Source organism: Helicobacter bilis, assembly GCF_001999985.1.
In the GTDB taxonomy this organism is placed as follows: Bacteria; Campylobacterota; Campylobacteria; order Campylobacterales; family Helicobacteraceae; genus Helicobacter_A; species Helicobacter_A rappini.
On the sequence record NZ_CP019645.1, the window covers coordinates 1,634,394 to 1,653,838 of the forward strand.

18 protein-coding genes are annotated in these 19,445 nt (G+C 34.5%); 2 read left to right on the forward strand and 16 right to left on the reverse strand.

What is annotated here, in order from left to right; all coding sequences use genetic code 11:
* Positions 1 to 237 precede the first annotated feature (237 nt).
* From XJ32_RS07580 to pxpA, 5 genes are all read right to left on the reverse strand, one after another.
* On the reverse strand, positions 238 to 1,212 hold the full coding sequence (locus XJ32_RS07580; protein WP_077388884.1) for a 5-oxoprolinase subunit C family protein: 975 nt from the start codon (positions 1,210 to 1,212) through the stop codon (positions 238 to 240).
* Positions 1,205 to 2,101, reverse strand: coding sequence for a 5-oxoprolinase subunit B family protein (locus XJ32_RS07585; RefSeq protein WP_077388885.1), 897 nt, complete (start codon positions 2,099 to 2,101; stop codon positions 1,205 to 1,207). Before XJ32_RS07585 ends, XJ32_RS07580 begins: the two co-directional genes overlap by 8 nt.
* Before the next feature lies 1 nt (position 2,102).
* Complete coding sequence (locus XJ32_RS07590; protein ID WP_077388886.1) at positions 2,103 to 3,479, reverse strand: acetyl-CoA carboxylase biotin carboxylase subunit; 1,377 nt, start codon at positions 3,477 to 3,479, stop codon at positions 2,103 to 2,105.
* A gap of 336 nt (positions 3,480 to 3,815) precedes the next feature.
* Entirely contained in the window at positions 3,816 to 4,049 is a 234-nt protein-coding gene (locus tag XJ32_RS07595; protein ID WP_077388887.1) for an acetyl-CoA carboxylase, read from the reverse strand.
* Between the two features lie 270 nt (positions 4,050 to 4,319).
* Complete coding sequence (gene pxpA, locus XJ32_RS07600) at positions 4,320 to 5,093, reverse strand: 5-oxoprolinase subunit PxpA (RefSeq protein WP_077388888.1); 774 nt, start codon at positions 5,091 to 5,093, stop codon at positions 4,320 to 4,322.
* 325 nt (positions 5,094 to 5,418) lie between these two features.
* Here pxpA and XJ32_RS07605 point away from each other — a divergent pair, with 325 nt between their 5' ends.
* Both XJ32_RS07605 and XJ32_RS07610 read left to right on the forward strand, forming a co-directional pair.
* Positions 5,419 to 6,171: an ABC transporter ATP-binding protein gene (locus XJ32_RS07605; protein ID WP_077388889.1), complete on the forward strand. Its 753-nt coding sequence runs from the start codon at positions 5,419 to 5,421 to the stop codon at positions 6,169 to 6,171.
* Positions 6,172 to 6,179: 8 nt separating this feature from the next.
* A complete protein-coding gene (locus XJ32_RS07610; protein ID WP_077388890.1) occupies positions 6,180 to 6,917 on the forward strand; it encodes a hypothetical protein in 738 nt (245 codons plus the stop codon).
* Between the two features lie 44 nt (positions 6,918 to 6,961).
* Here XJ32_RS07610 and XJ32_RS07615 read toward each other — a convergent pair whose 3' ends face one another.
* The 11 genes from XJ32_RS07615 to XJ32_RS07660 all read right to left on the reverse strand — a co-directional run bounded on the left by XJ32_RS07615 (position 6,962) and on the right by XJ32_RS07660 (position 19,343).
* A complete protein-coding gene (locus XJ32_RS07615; protein ID WP_077388891.1) occupies positions 6,962 to 8,431 on the reverse strand; it encodes a chorismate-binding protein in 1,470 nt (489 codons plus the stop codon).
* Positions 8,432 to 8,452: 21 nt separating this feature from the next.
* On the reverse strand, positions 8,453 to 10,774 hold the full coding sequence (locus tag XJ32_RS07620; protein ID WP_077388892.1) for a metallophosphoesterase: 2,322 nt from the start codon (positions 10,772 to 10,774) through the stop codon (positions 8,453 to 8,455).
* A 74-nt stretch (positions 10,775 to 10,848) separates the two neighbouring features.
* Positions 10,849 to 11,691 (reverse strand): MqnA/MqnD/SBP family protein, encoded by an 843-nt coding sequence (locus XJ32_RS07625; RefSeq protein ID WP_077388893.1) that lies wholly within the window; start codon positions 11,689 to 11,691, stop codon positions 10,849 to 10,851.
* Between the two features lie 14 nt (positions 11,692 to 11,705).
* Positions 11,706 to 12,425 (reverse strand): hypothetical protein, encoded by a 720-nt coding sequence (locus XJ32_RS07630; protein ID WP_077388894.1) that lies wholly within the window; start codon positions 12,423 to 12,425, stop codon positions 11,706 to 11,708.
* 20 nt (positions 12,426 to 12,445) lie between these two features.
* Positions 12,446 to 15,205: a tetratricopeptide repeat protein gene (locus XJ32_RS07635; RefSeq protein ID WP_077388895.1), complete on the reverse strand. Its 2,760-nt coding sequence runs from the start codon at positions 15,203 to 15,205 to the stop codon at positions 12,446 to 12,448.
* 10 nt (positions 15,206 to 15,215) lie between these two features.
* Complete coding sequence (locus XJ32_RS07640) at positions 15,216 to 16,073, reverse strand: tetratricopeptide repeat protein (protein ID WP_077388896.1); 858 nt, start codon at positions 16,071 to 16,073, stop codon at positions 15,216 to 15,218.
* A 230-nt stretch (positions 16,074 to 16,303) separates the two neighbouring features.
* Positions 16,304 to 17,188: a bifunctional riboflavin kinase/FAD synthetase gene (locus XJ32_RS07645; RefSeq protein ID WP_077388897.1), complete on the reverse strand. Its 885-nt coding sequence runs from the start codon at positions 17,186 to 17,188 to the stop codon at positions 16,304 to 16,306.
* Positions 17,157 to 18,119, reverse strand: coding sequence for an SAM-dependent methyltransferase (locus tag XJ32_RS07650; protein ID WP_077388898.1), 963 nt, complete (start codon positions 18,117 to 18,119; stop codon positions 17,157 to 17,159). The genes XJ32_RS07645 and XJ32_RS07650 overlap by 32 nt, the downstream gene beginning before the upstream one ends.
* Before the next feature lie 5 nt (positions 18,120 to 18,124).
* Positions 18,125 to 18,931: an EI24 domain-containing protein gene (locus XJ32_RS07655; protein WP_077388899.1), complete on the reverse strand. Its 807-nt coding sequence runs from the start codon at positions 18,929 to 18,931 to the stop codon at positions 18,125 to 18,127.
* Positions 18,932 to 18,999: 68 nt separating this feature from the next.
* Entirely contained in the window at positions 19,000 to 19,122 is a 123-nt protein-coding gene (locus XJ32_RS13205) for a hypothetical protein (protein ID WP_004084506.1), read from the reverse strand.
* 11 nt (positions 19,123 to 19,133) lie between these two features.
* Positions 19,134 to 19,343 carry a hypothetical protein gene (locus XJ32_RS07660; protein ID WP_077388900.1) on the reverse strand — a complete coding sequence of 70 codons (210 nt, stop codon included), beginning with the start codon at positions 19,341 to 19,343 and terminating at the stop codon, positions 19,134 to 19,136.
* Between the last annotated feature and the right edge of the window lie 102 nt (positions 19,344 to 19,445).

Sequence of the window (19,445 nt, forward strand, 5' to 3'; positions counted from 1 at the left end):
TTATGTCTTATTGTAAATGGCTAAAAGGCTAGATTCTATCAAAAATATACATGATTGTCAAAATATCTTTTATTAAGGTTTCATCGTAACGAATATTTTTGCATAAGGGGTAATGGTGATTTTGAAAATGCTTTTCATTGCTTTGTCGTATGCACAAGCTACGACAAACCCTAAAACACCCATTACAATAGAATGTAATAGGCTAGTAGGTTGTGTTAAATGGTGTTTGGTGGAGCATTACAAGCTTTTTTGTAAAGCCTGTAATTTTGCCTGATAAGCCTTTCTTGCTTCTAGGGCTTCTTCCATGCTAACTTTTTGGAATCTTACCTTATGGTTTGGTGGTAGTTGCCCCATTCTATCTAAATCACAGCTAATAACCGTGCAATACATAGCAAAGCCCCCGCCACTTGGTGCATCTCTTAAAAGCACAATAGGTTCATTTCCACCCGGTGCTTGCATAGAGCCGACTGGATAACATGCGTCTGTAATATTGCTAGGATCGCTTCCTGCGCCAAATGGTTGCGGTAAGTCTTTGTATTTAAATTTACGACCATTTTTAAAACGATAACCAGTCCTATCAGCTTCGCTTGATACAACAAAGGTGTCTTCAAAAAGTCCTTTTACAGAATCCTCTGTGAGTTTATAGTCTTGTAAGCCCATGATTACGCGTAATGTCTCAATAGATTCTAACTTAATCTTATATTCATCTTGCAATGCCTTGCCAACTTGTGGTTTCTCTGTGAAATCTCCGATAGGTAAAATATCTCCTGCTTCAAGCTTTCTACCCTTATATCCGCCAATGCCACCAAGCGGATAAGTAGAGCGAGATCCCATCACAACGGGCACATCAATGCCACCTTTCACGCAGATATAGCTTCTAGCACCACCTCGCAAAAAGTCAAAACTTAGTGTCCCACCTTTTGGAATCTCAACGACACTATGACTAGCCTTTTTCTCACCATTTACAATAGGAGTCATTTCTGCTCCAGTAATAGCGACAAAGCCACCTTCTTCAAACTCTAAAACGGGTCCCATTAAAGCCACTTCAAGTGCAGCAGCATTTATATCATTGCCTAAAAGCAAGTTTCCAGCCTTAAAGGACATTTGGTCTAATGCCCCGCCGGGCGGAATGCCTAAATGATAGTATCCATAGCGTCCGCTATCTTCTACAAAGGTTGCAAGTCCGGGATTTATTACTTTAATCTTAGCCATTGAATACCTCCAAAAGTTTTTTATTGTAATTATTTGGGTCTTTTTGCCACTCTTGTAGTGAGAATTTTACATTCGCACTTTTTAGTGTAAATGTGCCATCTTCTACTTCTTTTACCGCTTTATTATAAGTTGCTTCATCAATAGGCTTAAACTTGATAATATCCCCTGGTTTTAAAAATACCATAGAATCTTTAAAGTATTCAAGCTTTTGAGCTGGATCCCATACAGGTGCAGGGGTTATTCCCATCATTTGATAGCCACCACCACCACGCACAGCATAGATACAGCCAAAGCAGCCACCATGTCCAATGGTAAGCTTTGGAGTGTCAATCCGTGCTTTTAGATACTTTGGCACTTCTATTTGCTTTTGTCTCTCTACAAGCTGATATAGCCATGGAAGCCCTGCTACAAAGCCTATCATGCTTACAAACCATGGATTTTCTGAATGTGCTTTAATATAAGATTCTACGCTATCATAGCCATTTATCTTACTTGCGTATTCTATGTCCGTGGTGTTTGGATCAAATTTAGAATCTTCTGCTCTCACTTGATGATTATCCCTAAATCGCATTAAGGTTTCATGTGTATAAGGGTCTTGGTAAAATACAGGAAATTCAATCAACCTTGTCATAATCTCTGCATTCGTGCTTTGCACTTCTTTTTCTAACTCTTTACATATATCAAGCACTTTATTATAATGCAAAATATCAGGGTCAAATGCAACCATGTAAGACGCATTTGCCGGGCAAATCTCTGTAATGCCCTTGATATTTCTCTCGCGTAATTTATCACAAATCGCCATCGCTTGAAAGAAAGCCTCAAGGCTCATGCCCTCTTCGCTTACCTCCACATACAAAAATGTATCGCCACCAAATGTATATCTAAACATGCTATGCTCCTTTATTATTATGTGTTGCCATCCAAGATTCTAAGAAATTGATATGATAGTTACCACTTGCAACATCTTCATCTTTAAATAAGTCGTTAAATAAAGGCAGGGTTGTTTTAATACCCTCAATCCTTACTTGTCTTAATGCCCTATTCATACGAGAAATAGCCATCGCTCTATTCTCATCATAGATAATGAGTTTTGCTACTAAAGAATCATAAAAAGGTGGAATTACTCTGCCATTAAAAAGCATACTATCTACGCGGATTCCAGAGCCGGTGGGATAAAAGACTTCGCTAATTTTTCCCGGACTTGGGAAGAAATTATTGCTTGGGTCTTCAGCGTTAATGCGTATTTCAATAGAATGCCCTTTGATTTTTATATCCTCTTGCTTGAATCTTAAAGGCTCACCATCGGCAATACGCAGCATTTCTCGCACTAAATCTACACCTGTTATCATCTCTGTAATGGCGTGTTCGACTTGGATTCTTGTATTCATCTCTAAGAAATAAAATCCACCCCTTTCCTCATCATAGAGAAATTCAAGTGTGCCAGCACCTTTATAATTTACTAGCTTTGCAAGACCTAAGGCACTCTTGCAAAGATTCTCTCGCATTTCAGCACTAAGGGCTGGGCTTGGGGCTTCCTCTACGACTTTTTGCCTTCTTCTCTGCAGGGAACACTCTCTATCATAGAGATGAATCACATCTTTTCCATCGCCTAAAACCTGCACCTCAATATGTCTTGCTTTTGGTAGATATGCCTCTAAATACACGCCACCATTTCCAAAGGCTGCTAACGCTTCACTGCTTGCTATGACATACTGCTCTTTTAAATCCTGCTCATTTTGCACAATACGAATACCCTTGCCACCGCCACCTGCAATGGCTTTGATAACGACTGGATAGCCTATTTTCTTAGCTTCACTTATGGCATTTTCCACATCGCTTAATACTGGACTGCCCGGTATTGTCGGTACATTTGCTTCTTTTGCTTTCAGAATCGCTGCGGCTTTATCGCCCATTGTTTTGATAATATCACTACTTGGACCAACAAAGATCATACCCGCATCTACCACTTTTTTCGCAAACACTGGATTCTCACTCAAAAAGCCATAGCCTGGATGAATCGCATCGGCATTTACCTGCTTTGCCGCATCAATCACTTTATCCATATCTAAATAGCTTTTATGTGCTAGATTCTCACCAATATGCACGACTTCATCGGCTAATTGTGAAGCGAGATTTCCAATATCTGCATCACTGCAAATTGCCACTGCAAGCATATCAAGCTCATGTGCTGCTTGGATAACACGCACTGCAATTTCTCCACGATTAGCGATTAAAACTTTCTTAATTTTCTTAGGTTTGTATGACATGTTGCTCCTTTCATTACCTTAAGCTATCATTACTTTTAAGCCTTACTTTTAAGATGAGATTCTATAACTCTAGATTCTACAACCATTTCAGCTTATCTAGCATAGCTTAGAATCTTGGGCTTATTCTATTTAAAATCATTAGTAGATCTAATTACTAGAAATATTTTGATTACTTAAAAGATTCTATATTTAGAGTCTTTTGTTATTAGAATCTTTAAGAGTTTAAAATCTTATCTTTATTGTAAAACACGAAAAGATTCTATATGCTTCTAGACTTTGTGATTTAAATCGCTATTAAAAAATATTGCTTAGAATCTTTTCTATCTCTTTAACACTCTATTCAATGACAAATAGCACATCACCCGGATTTACAAATGCTTCGTTTTCCGCACAAATTTTTGTTATTTTTCCAGCTGAACCTGCCTTGATTTCATTAAAAGTTTTCATCACTTCTACAAGACACACCGTTGTATCTGCCTCTACTACACTGCCTACTTCTACATAAGGCGCTGCATCTGGATTTGGTTTCCTATAAAATGTTCCTGGTATTGGGCTTAAAACTTCTGCCATGTTGTTTCCTTTATAAGTAATTTTGCTAGAATCTAGCCCTCTATATCCATTGAAGTTGTATAGAGAGATACACAGGGTTAGATTCCATAACATATTCGTGTTTTAAAAGTAGTTGCTTATTGCCTTTATTTATGCGTTACTATTTTGCAATGAAATTAAGATCTAGAATCCAATCTTGTTGTTTTAAGTCTTTCAAAAAGCAAAAATATCCTCTAGATTCCATATCGAGATTTCGCTTTGTGCAACACAACAAAGATTAGAGACTAGTCTCTATAATCCATGCACCACTGGTTGCTTGATGGTAATGCCATTTTGCTCTAAAAGCTTTCTTGTTGCCCCAATAAGCTGCAATGCCCCAGCTGTATCACTATGAATACATACAGAATCAAAATCTACTTCAATGGTCTTTCCTGTAACGCTTGTTACCGTGCCTTCTTTGCATGCTTGCAATACTTTTTTTGCAACCTCATCTGGCGTGTAAGCTCTAGCGCGTCTTACCATAACAAGCTGTCCATCATCACCATAATCTCTATCGCCATAAAACTCTCGCACATAAGGGTGTTTTAACTCTTTCACAACATCGCAAGTAATTGTGCCTTCCATGCAATAAATAGGAAGTTTAGAATCTATTTTTTGTAAAGCCTGTATTAATTGTGTAGAAAAATCTCTATCTTTAGAGGCATGAATATAAAGATAGCCATGTGGTTTAAAATGGTGGAGTTTGCCCCCCTCAATCCCTATAAACTCTCGCAATGCCCCAAGCTGATAAATACAATCATTCACTAATTCATCTGGCTTTGCAATAATTAATCTTCTACCAAAACCTACTAAATCCCTAAAGCCCGGATGAACACCTATTGCTACATTATTTTTTATGGCTTGCTGGACAGAGTGTCGCATAATATTTGGATCACTCGCATGGAATCCTGCCGCAATATTACAGCTACTAATAAGGGGCATAATCTCATCATCAACACCATCACCGATAATCCATGGACCAAAGCACTCACCCATATCACTATTTAAGTCAATCTCTTTTTTCATTGCCATTCCTTTATGTTACATGATTCTCATGTTGCAAACATGAATACTTTTAGAGTATAAAATATTTTGTTATAAAAGCAAAAATAACATGATTTTTTAGAGAATGGTTATAAAATGTGTTAAAGAATAATGCATTGGTATATTTTATTTATACTAACTAAAATTATAAAAAATACTTAATATTATAGTTTTTAACTATATGTTACCTTATGCAACAAGAAGGCATATTTATAGGTTGATTAATGGTTTAATGAATTTTTAGATGAGTTTTTCAAACAATGCATAAAATTTTGTTAGAATTCCTATTTTATTTAAGGACTACTTTTTGGAAACGATACTAAACCTACACAATGTCAGCAAACATTATGATGGAATAATAGCTCTTGATAATATTAGCTTTACGCTAAATAGTGGCGATATTTTCGGGCTTTTAGGGCGAAATGGCGGTGGTAAAACCACAATGATTAAAATCATTACTTCAATGCTTACAGATTACACTGGCGATATTGAATTTTTAGGGCATAATCTAAGGGATAAAAGGAATCTCATCTTTTTTAAGCAGCATATTGCCTATTTGCCTGATAGAGATTTTTTATACTCACACATGAATGGCTTGCAAAGCATTGCGTTTTTCAAGGATTTTTTCAGTGATTTTAATGATAAGAAGGCTTTAGAGATTTTTCAGCTATTAGATGTAGTGCCGACACAAAAAATTAGCACAATGTCAAAGGGACAAGCAGAAAAGTTAGCCCTATCACTCATGCTTGCAAGGGAGGCAAAACTCTATCTTTTTGATGAGCCTTTAGCTGGGGCTGATGTGATTAGCCGTGATGAGATTTTTAAGCTGATTGCTACATATTGTAAGAGTGGAGCGACTATCATTGCTACACATTTAATCTCTAGTGTAGAAGCCATTCTCACTAAAGCCTTGTTTTTGAATAAAAAGGCTATGGCTTATGGTAGTAAGGAGGAGTTATTAATAGATTTTAATAGCCTTGAAGATAGCTTTAGATATTATGCGAGTGATAGCACTATAAAGCCTTTAAAACAACTTGAAAATACAGAATCTAAAGAGTAAGGAATATCATGCAAATAGCAAAAACCCCATTTAAAACGCATATCTCACACGCCCTAAAAATATGTAAGCATGAGTTTCTCATGTCTAGAATCTTGCTTATTATCGTATGTATTATCATGGCGATAAATCTGCTTATATTTATCAATAATGATCCGCATTCTGCTACATTTTTCATTTTGATAGGGATTCAATATTTTGCGTTTTTTATATGTAGCATCACCTATGTGCTAAGTGCGGCTATAAGCTTTTATCAAGGTGTCTTTGGGAAACACGCCTATTTAACACATGCTTTGCCTGTGAGTATTGAGAGCATTATTGGCGCAAAGATTCTCATTTATTTCTTATGGTTTTTAGTGATTTTTGCGGCTTTTGTGTTTGCCCTTTATGCAGGCACAAGCGGCATATCATCGATACACGACCTTTTAGTATTTTTTAAAAAGACGCTAGATTTTATATGGAGACTCATTCCACTTTTTATACTATCTGTTTTACAAGAGATTGTGTTTATATTTATGGTGGTAGCCTTAGTCCATCGTAAGAAGACTTACACTTTATTTATTGGTATTTTGACTTATTTTGGAATCAAAGTGCTATTACTCATACTTTTTGGAATATTATCTAACTTATTGCCAGATAACATAGAAGAGAATACAATTTTATTATTACTCTATCTCTATAATATTGTATTGCTTTGCTTGTTTTACTTTATATGCCATAGAATCATTAAGTATAAATTAGCACTTTAGGGTTTTGTGAAGTTCTTTTGGATTCTAAAGTTAGAGACTATTGTTTAAAATTTTATATCAGTTAAGAATTTACATTTTAACTGCAATTCACTAAACTCTTCTTCTGCCAAAGATTCCCATACGACTCCACTGCCGACACCATAGTGATAATATACTTCTTGCTTGGGCTTATAAAGTGTGCGGATAGGCACACTCATAATGCACTCTTTTTTGCTAATCACACCAATAGCACCGCAATACACCCCCCTTTTTCGCTGTTCTAACTCGCTGATTATATGCGTGGTTTTGTATTTTGGCGCACCTGTGATAGACCCGCATGGAAATAGTGCTTTTAAAATCTCAATGATTCCATAGTGTTTTGGCAGTTTTGCCTGTATTGTTGATACCATTTGATGTAGCGTAGGATAGGTGCGGATAGCAAATAGTTCTTTGACACGCACGCTTCCTTGCAGTCCTATGCGACTTAAATCATTTCGCAATAGATCTACAATCATCACATTTTCGCTGCGATTTTTAGAATCATAATGCAGTGTTTTAAGGTTAGAAAAATCGCTTACTTTGTCAATGCCCTTTATTTTTGGAATCTTTTTATATTGCTTGTAGAGTTTTAGATTTGGCTTTACTTCGTTTTTTATTTTGTTTTTCTCTATAAATGCACGCTTTATTGTGCCTTTCATGGGTTGTGTTGTGATAGTGTGATTTTTATAATGAAAAAAGAGTTCTGGGGATAGGGATAAAATCTCTACATGTTTATTTGTGATATAGGCTTTATAAGCTGTGTTTTGCCGACTGGATAGAATTTTAAAGTAAGTAAAAGAATCTTTTTTTAATAGCGGGGATAATAGAATCTCTTGTGTGTAATTTACCTGATAGGTATGCCCTTGTTCTATATTTTCTTTAATGCGTGAAAAGTCGAGTTTATATCGCTTTTTATCAAGGGGTTTTACTATCTCAAAGAGTTTATTTTTTTGATATTTTTTTTGGATTGGTTTAAATTTCCTTCGTTTTAAAAAAAGCTCAAAGTAGAGAAGTGGTTCTTTTGTATTATTTGTTTTAATTGTGCTGGGGTTAGATTCTATATTTCCTTTTACTTGGGCGGGTGTAGGGCATTGGGGTGTGGATTTTTTAGAATCTATATTCTTGCAAGTGTGAGTTGCTGCAAAAGTTGAAAAATCTTTTTTAGATTCTAAAACTTTAGATACTTCGACTAAAGTCTCAGTATGACAAGTTTTAGAATCTAGATTCTCTATTGCCTGATTCTCTATTGTTTGTACCTTAAATCCCGCACTTCGCTCAAGTTGTTTAGAATCTAGATTTTTACTACCTTGCATACCATAATAGGAATCTTGCAAAAGTAATCCACATTCATAAGTTAAATAGCCGACAAAATAGCCCTTCTTTTTTCTTTTTGTATGATTTTGCATGATACGCAAACATGCCATAACCTCATCATAGCTAAAAGCTTGCAAAATGCGTTTAGAATCTGTGTAGATATAATCTCCAAAAACAAACATAAATCTACCTATTTAAAGCTATTAAATCGTAAAATCACATAGAATCTGTGTAGCATTTTCATTGCTAACTAAATTATGTATAAACGCATTTTGTATCCATGATATTGGCATATTTTTCCAATCATTTTGCGTGGCAAAGGCACTAAACCATCGCATAAAAGCAAGGCGAAATGGGCTATTCACCCATGATAAAGGGGCAATCTCATCACGCATACGCCACACTTTAACAAGCTCCAAGCAAACCTGCATTTCATGCTTATATAAAGTCTGTATTGTAAAATAGTTGCCTTCAGTATCAACCACATAAAAGCCACTAAAAGATACATTAGGGCGTATGTTTAAAGCACTAGATTCTAAGATATGTAGCTCTAAAGGCATGGATTCTAAAGAGTCAGATTCTGTGTTTATTGAAGTAGCGTTTGTGCTATCTTGTGCTGTATTTGTAGAATCATTATTTTTATCAATCGCATTAGAATCTATTTTATTTACTTGAAGTGTTTTGCTTGAAGCGATACGCATATTAAAGCTATTGATAGCTTTTATAAAAGCACTAAATTCTTCTTTATTATTGATTGTAAAAAGAAGTTTTTGTGTTTTTATGTGAAGTATTTCTGCGATTTTCTCTCTCTCGCTTTGTGGCAGGGCTGTTGCTTGAGTAAGATTAGGGAATATATCAAGCAGATAAATCTCATGTCTATTTGTTTGAGCAAAAAGCATGGAATGTGATTTATTCCTAAAATATTCTATAAGCTTTTTTTGTTTATCTTTATCTCGTAAGAATTTTGGCAATTTGGATTCCATTATAGAATCTTTAAACATATAAAAGTTATTGTTGTAAAAAGAGATGATAAACTGCTTACTAAAAAGCTTTTGTGTGATATGTAAAGGAAATCTTACATGCTCTAAGACACTCTCTTTATTTGCTTGAAAATAAGGGTTTTTATCTTGGCTTAGATGAGATCCTCTTGCTACAAACTGCCACTTTTTTGTATCAATAATGCAGGGGTAAAATGCGTGTATAAGCTCGACTAAATCCTTTGGTCGCTTGATTGAGGGATATTCTACACCGATAAAATCCCTGTTTTCTTTCAATATAAATCGCTTGTTATGTAAAAGATGATCGAAAAATTTTTGCAGCTTTCTTTGTGCTTCTTTCTCTTCTTTTGGGATAAAAATGGTATTTTTCAAGCTTTTATCTGTGAAGCCATGCTGGTTTAACTGCAATATGCGTAAATAGCCCCCAAACTCAACTTGAGATTCTAGAATAAAGTTTTTATCATTTAGCTGTATAGGCAGCCCCGTTTTATTACGATGTCCAAATACTTGATAGAAATTCTCTGGTGTATTGTATGCAAATGCCTGTGAAATGCTGCTTGCATTAAGATATGAGCCTACGCCATGTATGCTTTGTGCGGCACTAAGCAGGATTAAATGCTTTGGCATATTTGAGATTCCACCATGTGTGCAAATCACTCTTTTATCATGGAATTTGTAGAAAAGATAGGGCTTTAATTTGAGATACAATCTTTTTGCATCATTTTTATCTAAGCCTTTTTGCTCTAACTCTATCTGCGTGCTAAAGCGAAACTCTTTTGACTCAACCTCTCTATTATTTGCCCACTCCCATAGCCATTTCTCATGATTACCCTCAAGCAAACACACATTTTTTCTATCCATAATCTGCATTAAAAACTCTAGTACTTCATAATTTTGGAATCCCCTGTCAATATAATCCCCAAGAAAGATATAAAACTCATCATTTTTCATATCTTTTAGATATTGCTTCAATACATGATATGAGCCATGTATATCGCCTATGTGATGGACTATCTTGTAGCCATTGAGATTATAAGGCTCTGTATCTAGCATTGCTTTAATCTCATCTGGTGCTATAATCTTACATTTAATAGGAATCTCTTCATTATTCATGGTGTTATAGAGAGTTTGTAACTCTTCTTTTGTATAAGGGTCTTTTTGTGTGCTGTTTCTCTCACAAATTGTCTCAAAAGGCACATCACTAAAGTCTACTATAAGCACTTCATAGGCATAATGCTTTGCCATTTCTTTGTAGTTACTCCAGTATGATTTTAATATATGCAAATCTTCTATAATGATAAACTCACCACGTTCCATTCTTGACTGCAAGGCTGTAAAAAGCATTTGATACGCAAGCTTATCATTTTGCTTTGGCTGTGTAAATTTTCCAGAATCATCAAGCATAGGTGCGTGTAAGAGTCGCTGAAAATGCTTTGGATTCAATACATAAGATTCTAAATTATATTGCTGTATCCATGTAGTTTTCCCACATAAAGGCATACCGCGTGTTACAAGTAAATACCGCATTATTTTATATCCTTTTTCTTTACCATGAAACAAAAAAATAATAAGCAATTATAACGAATTTTTAAGGGGAGATTCTAAAATCTCTTCGGTGCTTTTATCCCTTTTATTCGCAAGTATCTATAAAAAAGGGTTAGGGCATGGTGTTCTTTAGCTTCTATTTTGTAATAAATATGTTCTAGATATTTGATGGCAAATGTTTTTGTAATGCCAATTTTTTTCACATAAGGCATAAGTATGTAGTGTGGAATCTTAACTCCCTTATATCTCTTTCCTTGTCCTAATTTGTGATTAAAATCTTTTATAAGATTCTTATAAAAAGTATCATTTGTATGAAAACATGCACGACCAAAAACAAAGGGGAGACCAGTCTTATCATACCAGCATTTTGCCATATCATAATATTTTGATGGCTTGTTATGTTTAAGAGTAGAGTTTTGAAAATTAGAATTTTTGGAACTAAGATTTTTATAAGTCAAATATGTAGAAGCAGATTTCATAGAATCATGTCGTTTAGAATTAGATTTTTTAGAGTTAGCATACATGCAATCATAGTGGTATTTTAATGCCCTATCGCCGATTAATACCGCCCCTTTTAAATCAAGCACTAAGCAAAGCGCATTAGAGGTTGCTGACTGATAATCACTTGCGGGGCTAGATTCTAAAACAAGCACACTCCATACTTCCTTATAAGCTATGATACCTGCTTTGCATGCCTTTGTCTTATAGTGTGCTTTCATTCCCGCGATAGATGAGATAAAACCAGCATCAATACGACGAAATAAAAACTCTTTATTTAGCTTTGCAGGATAGCTTCTTTTGTAATTGCAAGTGCTTTTAAAACTATTGCTTGTTCTATATCCTTTCAAAAATACATCAAATGGCAATAAATTTAAGTATTCTATTTTCCCAAATCGCATGAAAAGCCTTGAATCTAAAAAAGATAATGTAAATTGACACCAACAACAATAGTATTATTTAGTCTCAAATCTTGATAGATAGGATATCCACCATACACTTCTACCCGAGTGCCAATCCCGCTTACTGCTAGTCCGATTCTAGCAGCAACATTTGGCGTGTCATATATGCTAAGTGGCATTAAAGCTGCTGCTCCAAAAAATACGCCAAACCCACTCAAAAGGCGTCCCTCTAGCAACACATCATAAAAATAATCAATCGCCCCGCCAATGCTGTAAAACTCATCTTTTAAAGTTAAGTTATAGTTACTTATCAGTGAGAATCTAAGTCCTTGATGTCGTGAAAAACGCGTAAAAAGTCCAAGTTGTAAGCCTGTGCTAAGAAGAGCTTTACCATCATTATTTGTCTTTGGCAATTGATACTCAAACCCCATGCCAAAAAACCATGTAAGCTTTTTATATGGTTCTAAATCTTGCGTATTTTCATTTTGAATAAGATGATAACGAAAAGGTGAGCGTGAATGTGGCTTAACTACATGCGGTTTTAGGTTGTCATTACGCTTGGTGCTAGATTCAAAAAGATTAGAATCTGCTTGATTATATTTTTGTTTATTGTGTTTTTCTATCTCTGCCTTCTCTTTACTCTCTCTTAAAGATTCTAAAAGGGCATTATCAATAGAATCTGCAAATAAGCCTTGCAAACATAATGCTACACATACTAAACCTGCTTTTTTCATGCTCTCTTAATCCCTTTAATCTACTTTTTATCGCATGATATAATATCCCCATTATAGCCCATTTCACATGCTTTTAGATAATACTTTTGTGCAGTTCTAAAATCCCCTTCATTATAGATAATGCTGCCAAGATTCGCACATGCTTCATTTGCAACTTTTGCTTCATCGTTTGTATCAAGCGGACATGCAAGTTTATAGTAATCTTTTGCGTTAAATATACTTTTTTGCACTCCAAGCCCATTGGCATACATCTCTGCTAATCCAAGATAGCTTCTAGCTGAATGATAGTTTTTTGCTGACTGCGATAATTTATAAATATTCATTGCCTTCTCATAGCTTTGCCTTACACCAAAACCATTAGCATACATTTGGGCTAAATAAAAGTAGTCATTTGGTATATCTAAAGCATAAATGCGTTTATATGTATCAAAGGTTTTATTATACTCTTTTGCGTAAAAGTAGGCTTTTGCAAGTAAATCAAGGGCTATTGCATCATCTTTTGTTTGATATGGCTCTAAGGCATTAATTGCTTTTTGGTATTCACTTTCTTTTATCGCATCTTTAGCAAAATCAAGGCATATTGACTTTGCGTTTAAAGTTGTTTTTACAGGCTTAGAATCTTTTTCATCTTGCCCTTGCCCTTGTGTGCCAGAATAGCTAAATGTGCCTAAGTCATTGCTAGAATCTTTTCTCTCTTGTGTTTTGGTTTTATTTTGTTTAGATATAGAATCTATATTCTTGCTATCTTGCATTTGATCAAGTGGCAGGGCTTTTAGATTCTTACACATTGACTCTTGCAATACAAAGTCTTTTTCAAATACTCCTTTTGTTTCATTATAGAATCTTATACAAGCTTCTGCTACATTGCCCTTACATGCTTGTTTGTAAAGTAATAGACGAAGTGTTTTATCATTACCCTTTGCAAGTGGTTTTGTATTGTTTGTGATTTCTATTTGTAGTGAATCTTTATTTGGCATGATAAGCATATTTTGATAACTTGAATCTTTTTGTATTAATTCAAGCAAGGTGGCTAACTGATAGCATGAGTTTGCATTCTCTGCCTTACACTCTTTGGCTAAGTTTGGCAAGGTAAGCTTTTTCTTACATGCGTTTTGTAAGCCTAGACTACATGCCCTCTTGTAATATTGCAATGCTTTTGCATAATTTACATGTGAGTTTTCTTTTGTTGTATGAGTGTGTTTATTTTGAAACTCAAATGTGCTATAAATATTTGCAAGATTGTAGTAAATCTCATCATGTGGGGCTTCTTTATGCTCTAATAATTCTTCATAAATGCGTATAGAATCTTTTTCGTTTATAGCTAAATATTCCCCGTTTATAGAGTGTTTAGCAAGTTGCATACAGCTAATTACAGAATCTTTGCTTAAATTACACGCCTTTTCATACCACTTTAATGCACTCCGCATATCTTGCCTGTAATTCTCATGTAACACACCCAAACGCTCACAAGCAGCACTATTTTCATCGCTTATTTGACAAGCGTATTGATAGGCTTCAATGGCTTTTTCTATATCTTGTTTTACATATTCACCCCTCTCATATCCAAGCCCTGCAAAATAGCAATGATTCCCTGCTTCCCCTTTTTTCATACTCCACGCACAAGCCCTTTGCATAAAGCCCAATGCTTTTTCTTTATTCTTTGCTACACGATCGCCATTTTCATACATATTTGCTAATTCTGTGCATGATTCAATGATTCCACCCCTACAAATTCTTTGTAAAAGTTTCACATATCGTTTTGTATCATTAAATGTAGGTAAATGTCGCAACTCATAGCAGCTAGTCATATCTCCGCTATCACATGCAAGGGAGAAAAACTCTGGTCGCACATTCTGCACGCTAGAGCACGCCCTCATATCATTATCCATAATACATTCTTTTGCATACTTGATATTAAAGATTGTATCATCACACGCATTTGTATCAAGCTTGCAGGCTTTTTGTAGGAATCTTGCCGCTTTTACAAAGTCGCTTTTATCATCGTATGTATCGATATTATCGCTTATATAAAAGTCCTGTGTATAATAAAGACTTATTTGATAACAAGCTATAGAATCTTTCTCATCGCATTTTCTATTCAGCTCACCTAAATCTTTTGCTATCTTTTCTCTATACTCTTTGTATGGATTGAGCAGTTTGCATGACTGCATATCACCTAGCATACACTCTTTTGCAGCAAAGTCTAGGGCTAGATTTACAAGTCGTTCTGCCTTTGGTCTGTTTTGTGCCACACCGATACCATACTCATAGAAATAGCGTAAATATAAACACGCCCCTACATTAGAATCATAGCAAGTATGCTCTAGCATATTTACCGCTCTTTCTTGATACTGCAAGGCTTTGCTTTGGTCTGGCTTTTCACGCATTAAGCTAACAATGGATTCTGTATCGGTAAAAAATTTCTTTGTTTCATCTGTATAGTTAGAATCTGGCAAGGGGATTTGTGCGGGTATTTTTTGTGCTTGTATATCTTTTTTTATCGCTTGTATTGCTGCATTTTCTCTCTCTTCATAAATGCGTGAAAGCACAAGGCATGTTTGATAGTCTTTCTTACATGCACTCTCCATAATATCAAGCAGTTTTGTTTTATAAAGGGCGATATTTTCTTTATTATTTTCTTTTTTTGCTTGTTCTAGTAAGGCGAGACATGCTGGGCTAAAGTTATTTTTACACTCATCATTAAGCACCCCATTTTTCCCATAAGAAAGACTAAATAATGCCATAAATATTACAATATATGCTATAAAATTATTTCTCATTAAAGCCACCTTAATTTAATATAGAATCAAGTATTTCATAGCGACAAAATTCACTATGTTTTTTACATGCAATGTGAAAATAGCTTTGTGCTTCTTCTTTATCTTTAGTAACACCCAAGCCCCTTGCGTATTTTATGCCAACTTCACCGCACACCCTCATATCATCAGCATGTTCTTGTTGGGCTTTTTTACATGCGGCAAAATCTCTTTGAAACTCTACTGCAAGAAGTGCATTTGCGTTGCTATCAAATTGTGCTTCAAATGCCTTTTTTCTAAAGCATTCCTTATCATTTTCAAGTTTGCAAATCTTATCTAGCGTATGGCTAATCTCTGCTTTTTTAGAATCTGTTATATCGCTTATCGCTTCTTTTAGTAATATATCACTTAGTTTTAGACAAGATTCTTTATGATCTAAATCGCAAGCTTGCTGATATAAAAGCACCATATATTCTTGCTTTGCATTCTCTTTTGTAAAATTGCTTAAAAGCAAACAAGATTCTACAACGCCATTATAACAAGCCTTTGTAAAATAGCTTTTTGCCCTAGTCATATTTGGCAATACTCCATAACCCTCATAATACGCCCTGCCGACAAGCCCACATGAAGTATAATTTCTTTTAGCACATTGCTGATACCATGCTAAAAAGCTACCTTGTATTGCGGTGAGTGGCTTTTGTGGCACAAAGATTTGTGTGCTTTGTGTTTCTGCATGAGCGATATGAAACATGCCATATACAAATAAGCCTAATATAAATAACTTTGAGACAAACAACCTAGCTATAAAGCATTTAGCAAACAAATCTCTAAAGCCTTGCTTGTGAAATTGACTTTGATTACAACGCATAAATCTTGCTAAAAAGACTTCCATTACACCACCTTTAAAACCCAAAAATAAGTCTGTATTATAGCTAAAATCATTTCATTTTATAATGTGTGAAGAGTGTTTTGCTGAAATTTAGATAGGTTTTGTTTGTGTATCTGTATGCAAGTTTAAAAACTAATGCAAGAATCAAGAGAGACTCCAGATATTAAATCAATAAGTTACAAGCAACAGATCTAGTTTATTACCACCTTAGATTCTATACCATACACAACACGCTATTTACAATATGTCCTATCATGTGTGCTTAGTTTTTCTTTTGCATCTGTTATATCAGATTCTATTTGTATTTTTAGATCGTTAAGGTTTAAAAACTTTTTATTATCACGCAGGTAGGCTACAAAAAAGATTGTAATTACTTCATTATGCTTTGTGTTTATAGTTTCATTAATAATATGGGTTTCAATACAGAATCTTTCATCAGTGCTGAAGCGATTGCCAACAAATGATACTGCGTTATAAAGTATGCCATTATAATAAGCAAAGGTGGCATATACGCCATGTTTTGGCACGAAATAAAGCGTATTTTTCATATTAATAGTAGGATAGAGTTCTTTGCTGCCTATGCCTTGCCCATTTATAATGCGTCCTTTGATATGATAGAATCGCTCAAGCATAGCATTTGCGTTTTGTATCTCGCCTTGTTTTAAAAGGTCTTTAATAATGCTTGTATGCAATGGTATATTGAGATAAGTTTGTGGGGCTATAATCTTTATTTGGACTTCGGCTTTACCCATGAGTTTTAATAGTCCATATAAATCACTTGCATGACTCATTCTATCCTTGCCAAAGTGAAAATCATAGCCTATGACAATACACTTTAAATGTGGCATAACCATAAAAAGCAATTGCAAAAACTGCATAGAATCCCATGACTTAATACTCTCAAAGCGGAGACGAAAAAAGGGGATATGCGTATATGTTGTCCGCTCTTTTGGCGGGGTTATAAAGGGAGGCTTGACTGATGCAATGCTTAGGGCACAACCATTTGTCCCCACAAGTCCTAGTAGATATTTATGTGCTTTGTGCATACCATCAAATTTGCCAATAGCTACTCGCTCATAAGGTAGCTTAGAATTGACAAAAGATAAAAAACTCTTCATTACCTTCCTTTCCTGCTAAGAGTGATTTCTCTACAAAAATATAGAGTGCGTTTTTAGCTTTTAGTAATGCTAGAAAAGATTCTAAACATGCTAAGATTATTTTCGTGTCTTTGATTACACCTTTTTTATTGCGTTTTGCTTGTATGCCGACTTCATATTGTGGTTTGTATAAAAGTAGCATGGTTTTTGAGAGATTAAGCAAAGATTCTAAAATATTCTCTAGTGAGATAAAGCTCACATCGCATACTAAAAAATCAAATAGATTCTCTTTCAAGGCTCTATGTTTAGAATCTTTTATGCGTTCTAGAATCTTTTCTTTATAGATATGAAAATCTTGTGAAAAGATTCTAATATCTACATTTTCAATCGATACAATTTCATCTCTTTTGGATAGATTAGAATCTAGTTGTAAGCTACCAATATCTTGTGCGACTATAAGCTTTGGCTTATAAGTGAGTAGTACTTGACTAAATCCCCCAGCACTTGCTCCAACATCAAGGATAATAGAATCTTTTATGAGTAAAGGAAGTATTTCTTTTAGGCTTGTTGTGATATAGATTTTTAGGCTAGATTCCATATTGTGTTTTATAGAATCATGGGCTTTTTGCCATATAACTAAATCTTTTGTGAAATGAGATAGAAAGCTATTTTCTTTTGTTAAAAGCAGGGGGTTATAGAATGCAGAATAATAGACACTAGATTCTGTATTATGTAGAAATCTTTGCAGTTTTAATGCTGCTCTACTACAAAAAATCTCACTTTCTATAAAAAAGTCCTGCTTTATGCTTATAGAATCTGTATCGCTTATATTAAAAGCTGGTTTTAAGATAATCTTGCCATTTACGCTGACTTGGGCTTGTTTTATAAGCTCTAGCGCTTTTTGCCTTGTGATATGCGTATATTTTTGTGTGATAAAGCAATCAAGCCGCATAGAATCTACTCAACAATAACCGCATCTTCAATATATGCGTTTGCTTCATCACTATGATTTTCACCATACCAAGCAAACATATAATGCGTTAATACAAGCATTTGCCATGTCGCAATAAAGCAATTTAGCACAGGTATATAAAGCGGGATAAAAATAAAAATATTTATAGCAATAAGTGGCAGTCTATTTGTCTGTAAAAATAGCTTATAAGAATCTTTTGACATAATGCTAATGCCAATATCATGATTTAGATTCTTGCAATAAAACTGAAAATATACAAAAATGCCAAGTATTAAGCCAATAAAACCTAAGCCGATAAATGAAAGCAAATAGCACCCAAGTGAAAAGATGATAAATTTTAGCAAGGTTTTTAAAAGTAACATAGAGCTTAAACGAAGAGATTCCATAAAATTTGGTGCATTTAGCCGTATATAAGGATAATAAGTCTTATGCACAAACTGCACTACAAGCGGGGCTAAAAATGCGTTTATAATACTCATGCAAATACCTACTAAAACCACACCGCATAGCACTAAAGAAATAGTCGCAAAAAATATGAGTAGATAGTATGAGATTTTAGGCAAGATTCCTTCACTCAAAGCGTAATTAATCCAAATGCTAGGAAACTGGTGCAAAAACCAATCAAAATGCGTAATACTTAAAGTAATCACAACTACCCATAGCAAAATAGAGCAGCAAAATGGTAAAAAGCTTAAAAGCAATATGTATTTATACCGCAAACTATGCCATGCTTGTTTAAAGCATTGTGTGATTATAGTCCTTGCATAATTGGGCTTAATATTAATTTTCATCTACGCTTTCCTTATATCATTTAGAATCATTTAGCATGATGAAAGCTTTTTATGTATATATTCATATTTTAATCCTTTTTTATTGTTGCTTTTTTGTCTTTTTTGCTTCTATAAATCACATATAGCCCGGATACTACGGGCAAAAGTCCAACCATTGATAACATAATTAACGCTAAAATTTCATGTTTCATAACTAACCCCTTTAATCTCTCAAATTTTCAGCAATATTAAAGAAAATAATACCAACAAAAATAAGACAAATAAACACAATCCCTATGCCATAAATAGTATATTCATTATTATTTGTGAAAAAATACCCAATTAATCCAAGTTCTGCTACAAACAAAGCGGTAATGATGTTTTTGAGCAAATCTATAACAACCCTATAGTATTCCTTATCTCCATTCAACATGCTTAAATCCTTTATTATGTGTTTCAAATGTGATATTTGGGTATTTATAAGCGAATTTACAATTAATCGCTATAATTATAGCTTATTTTTGACATTCTAAGT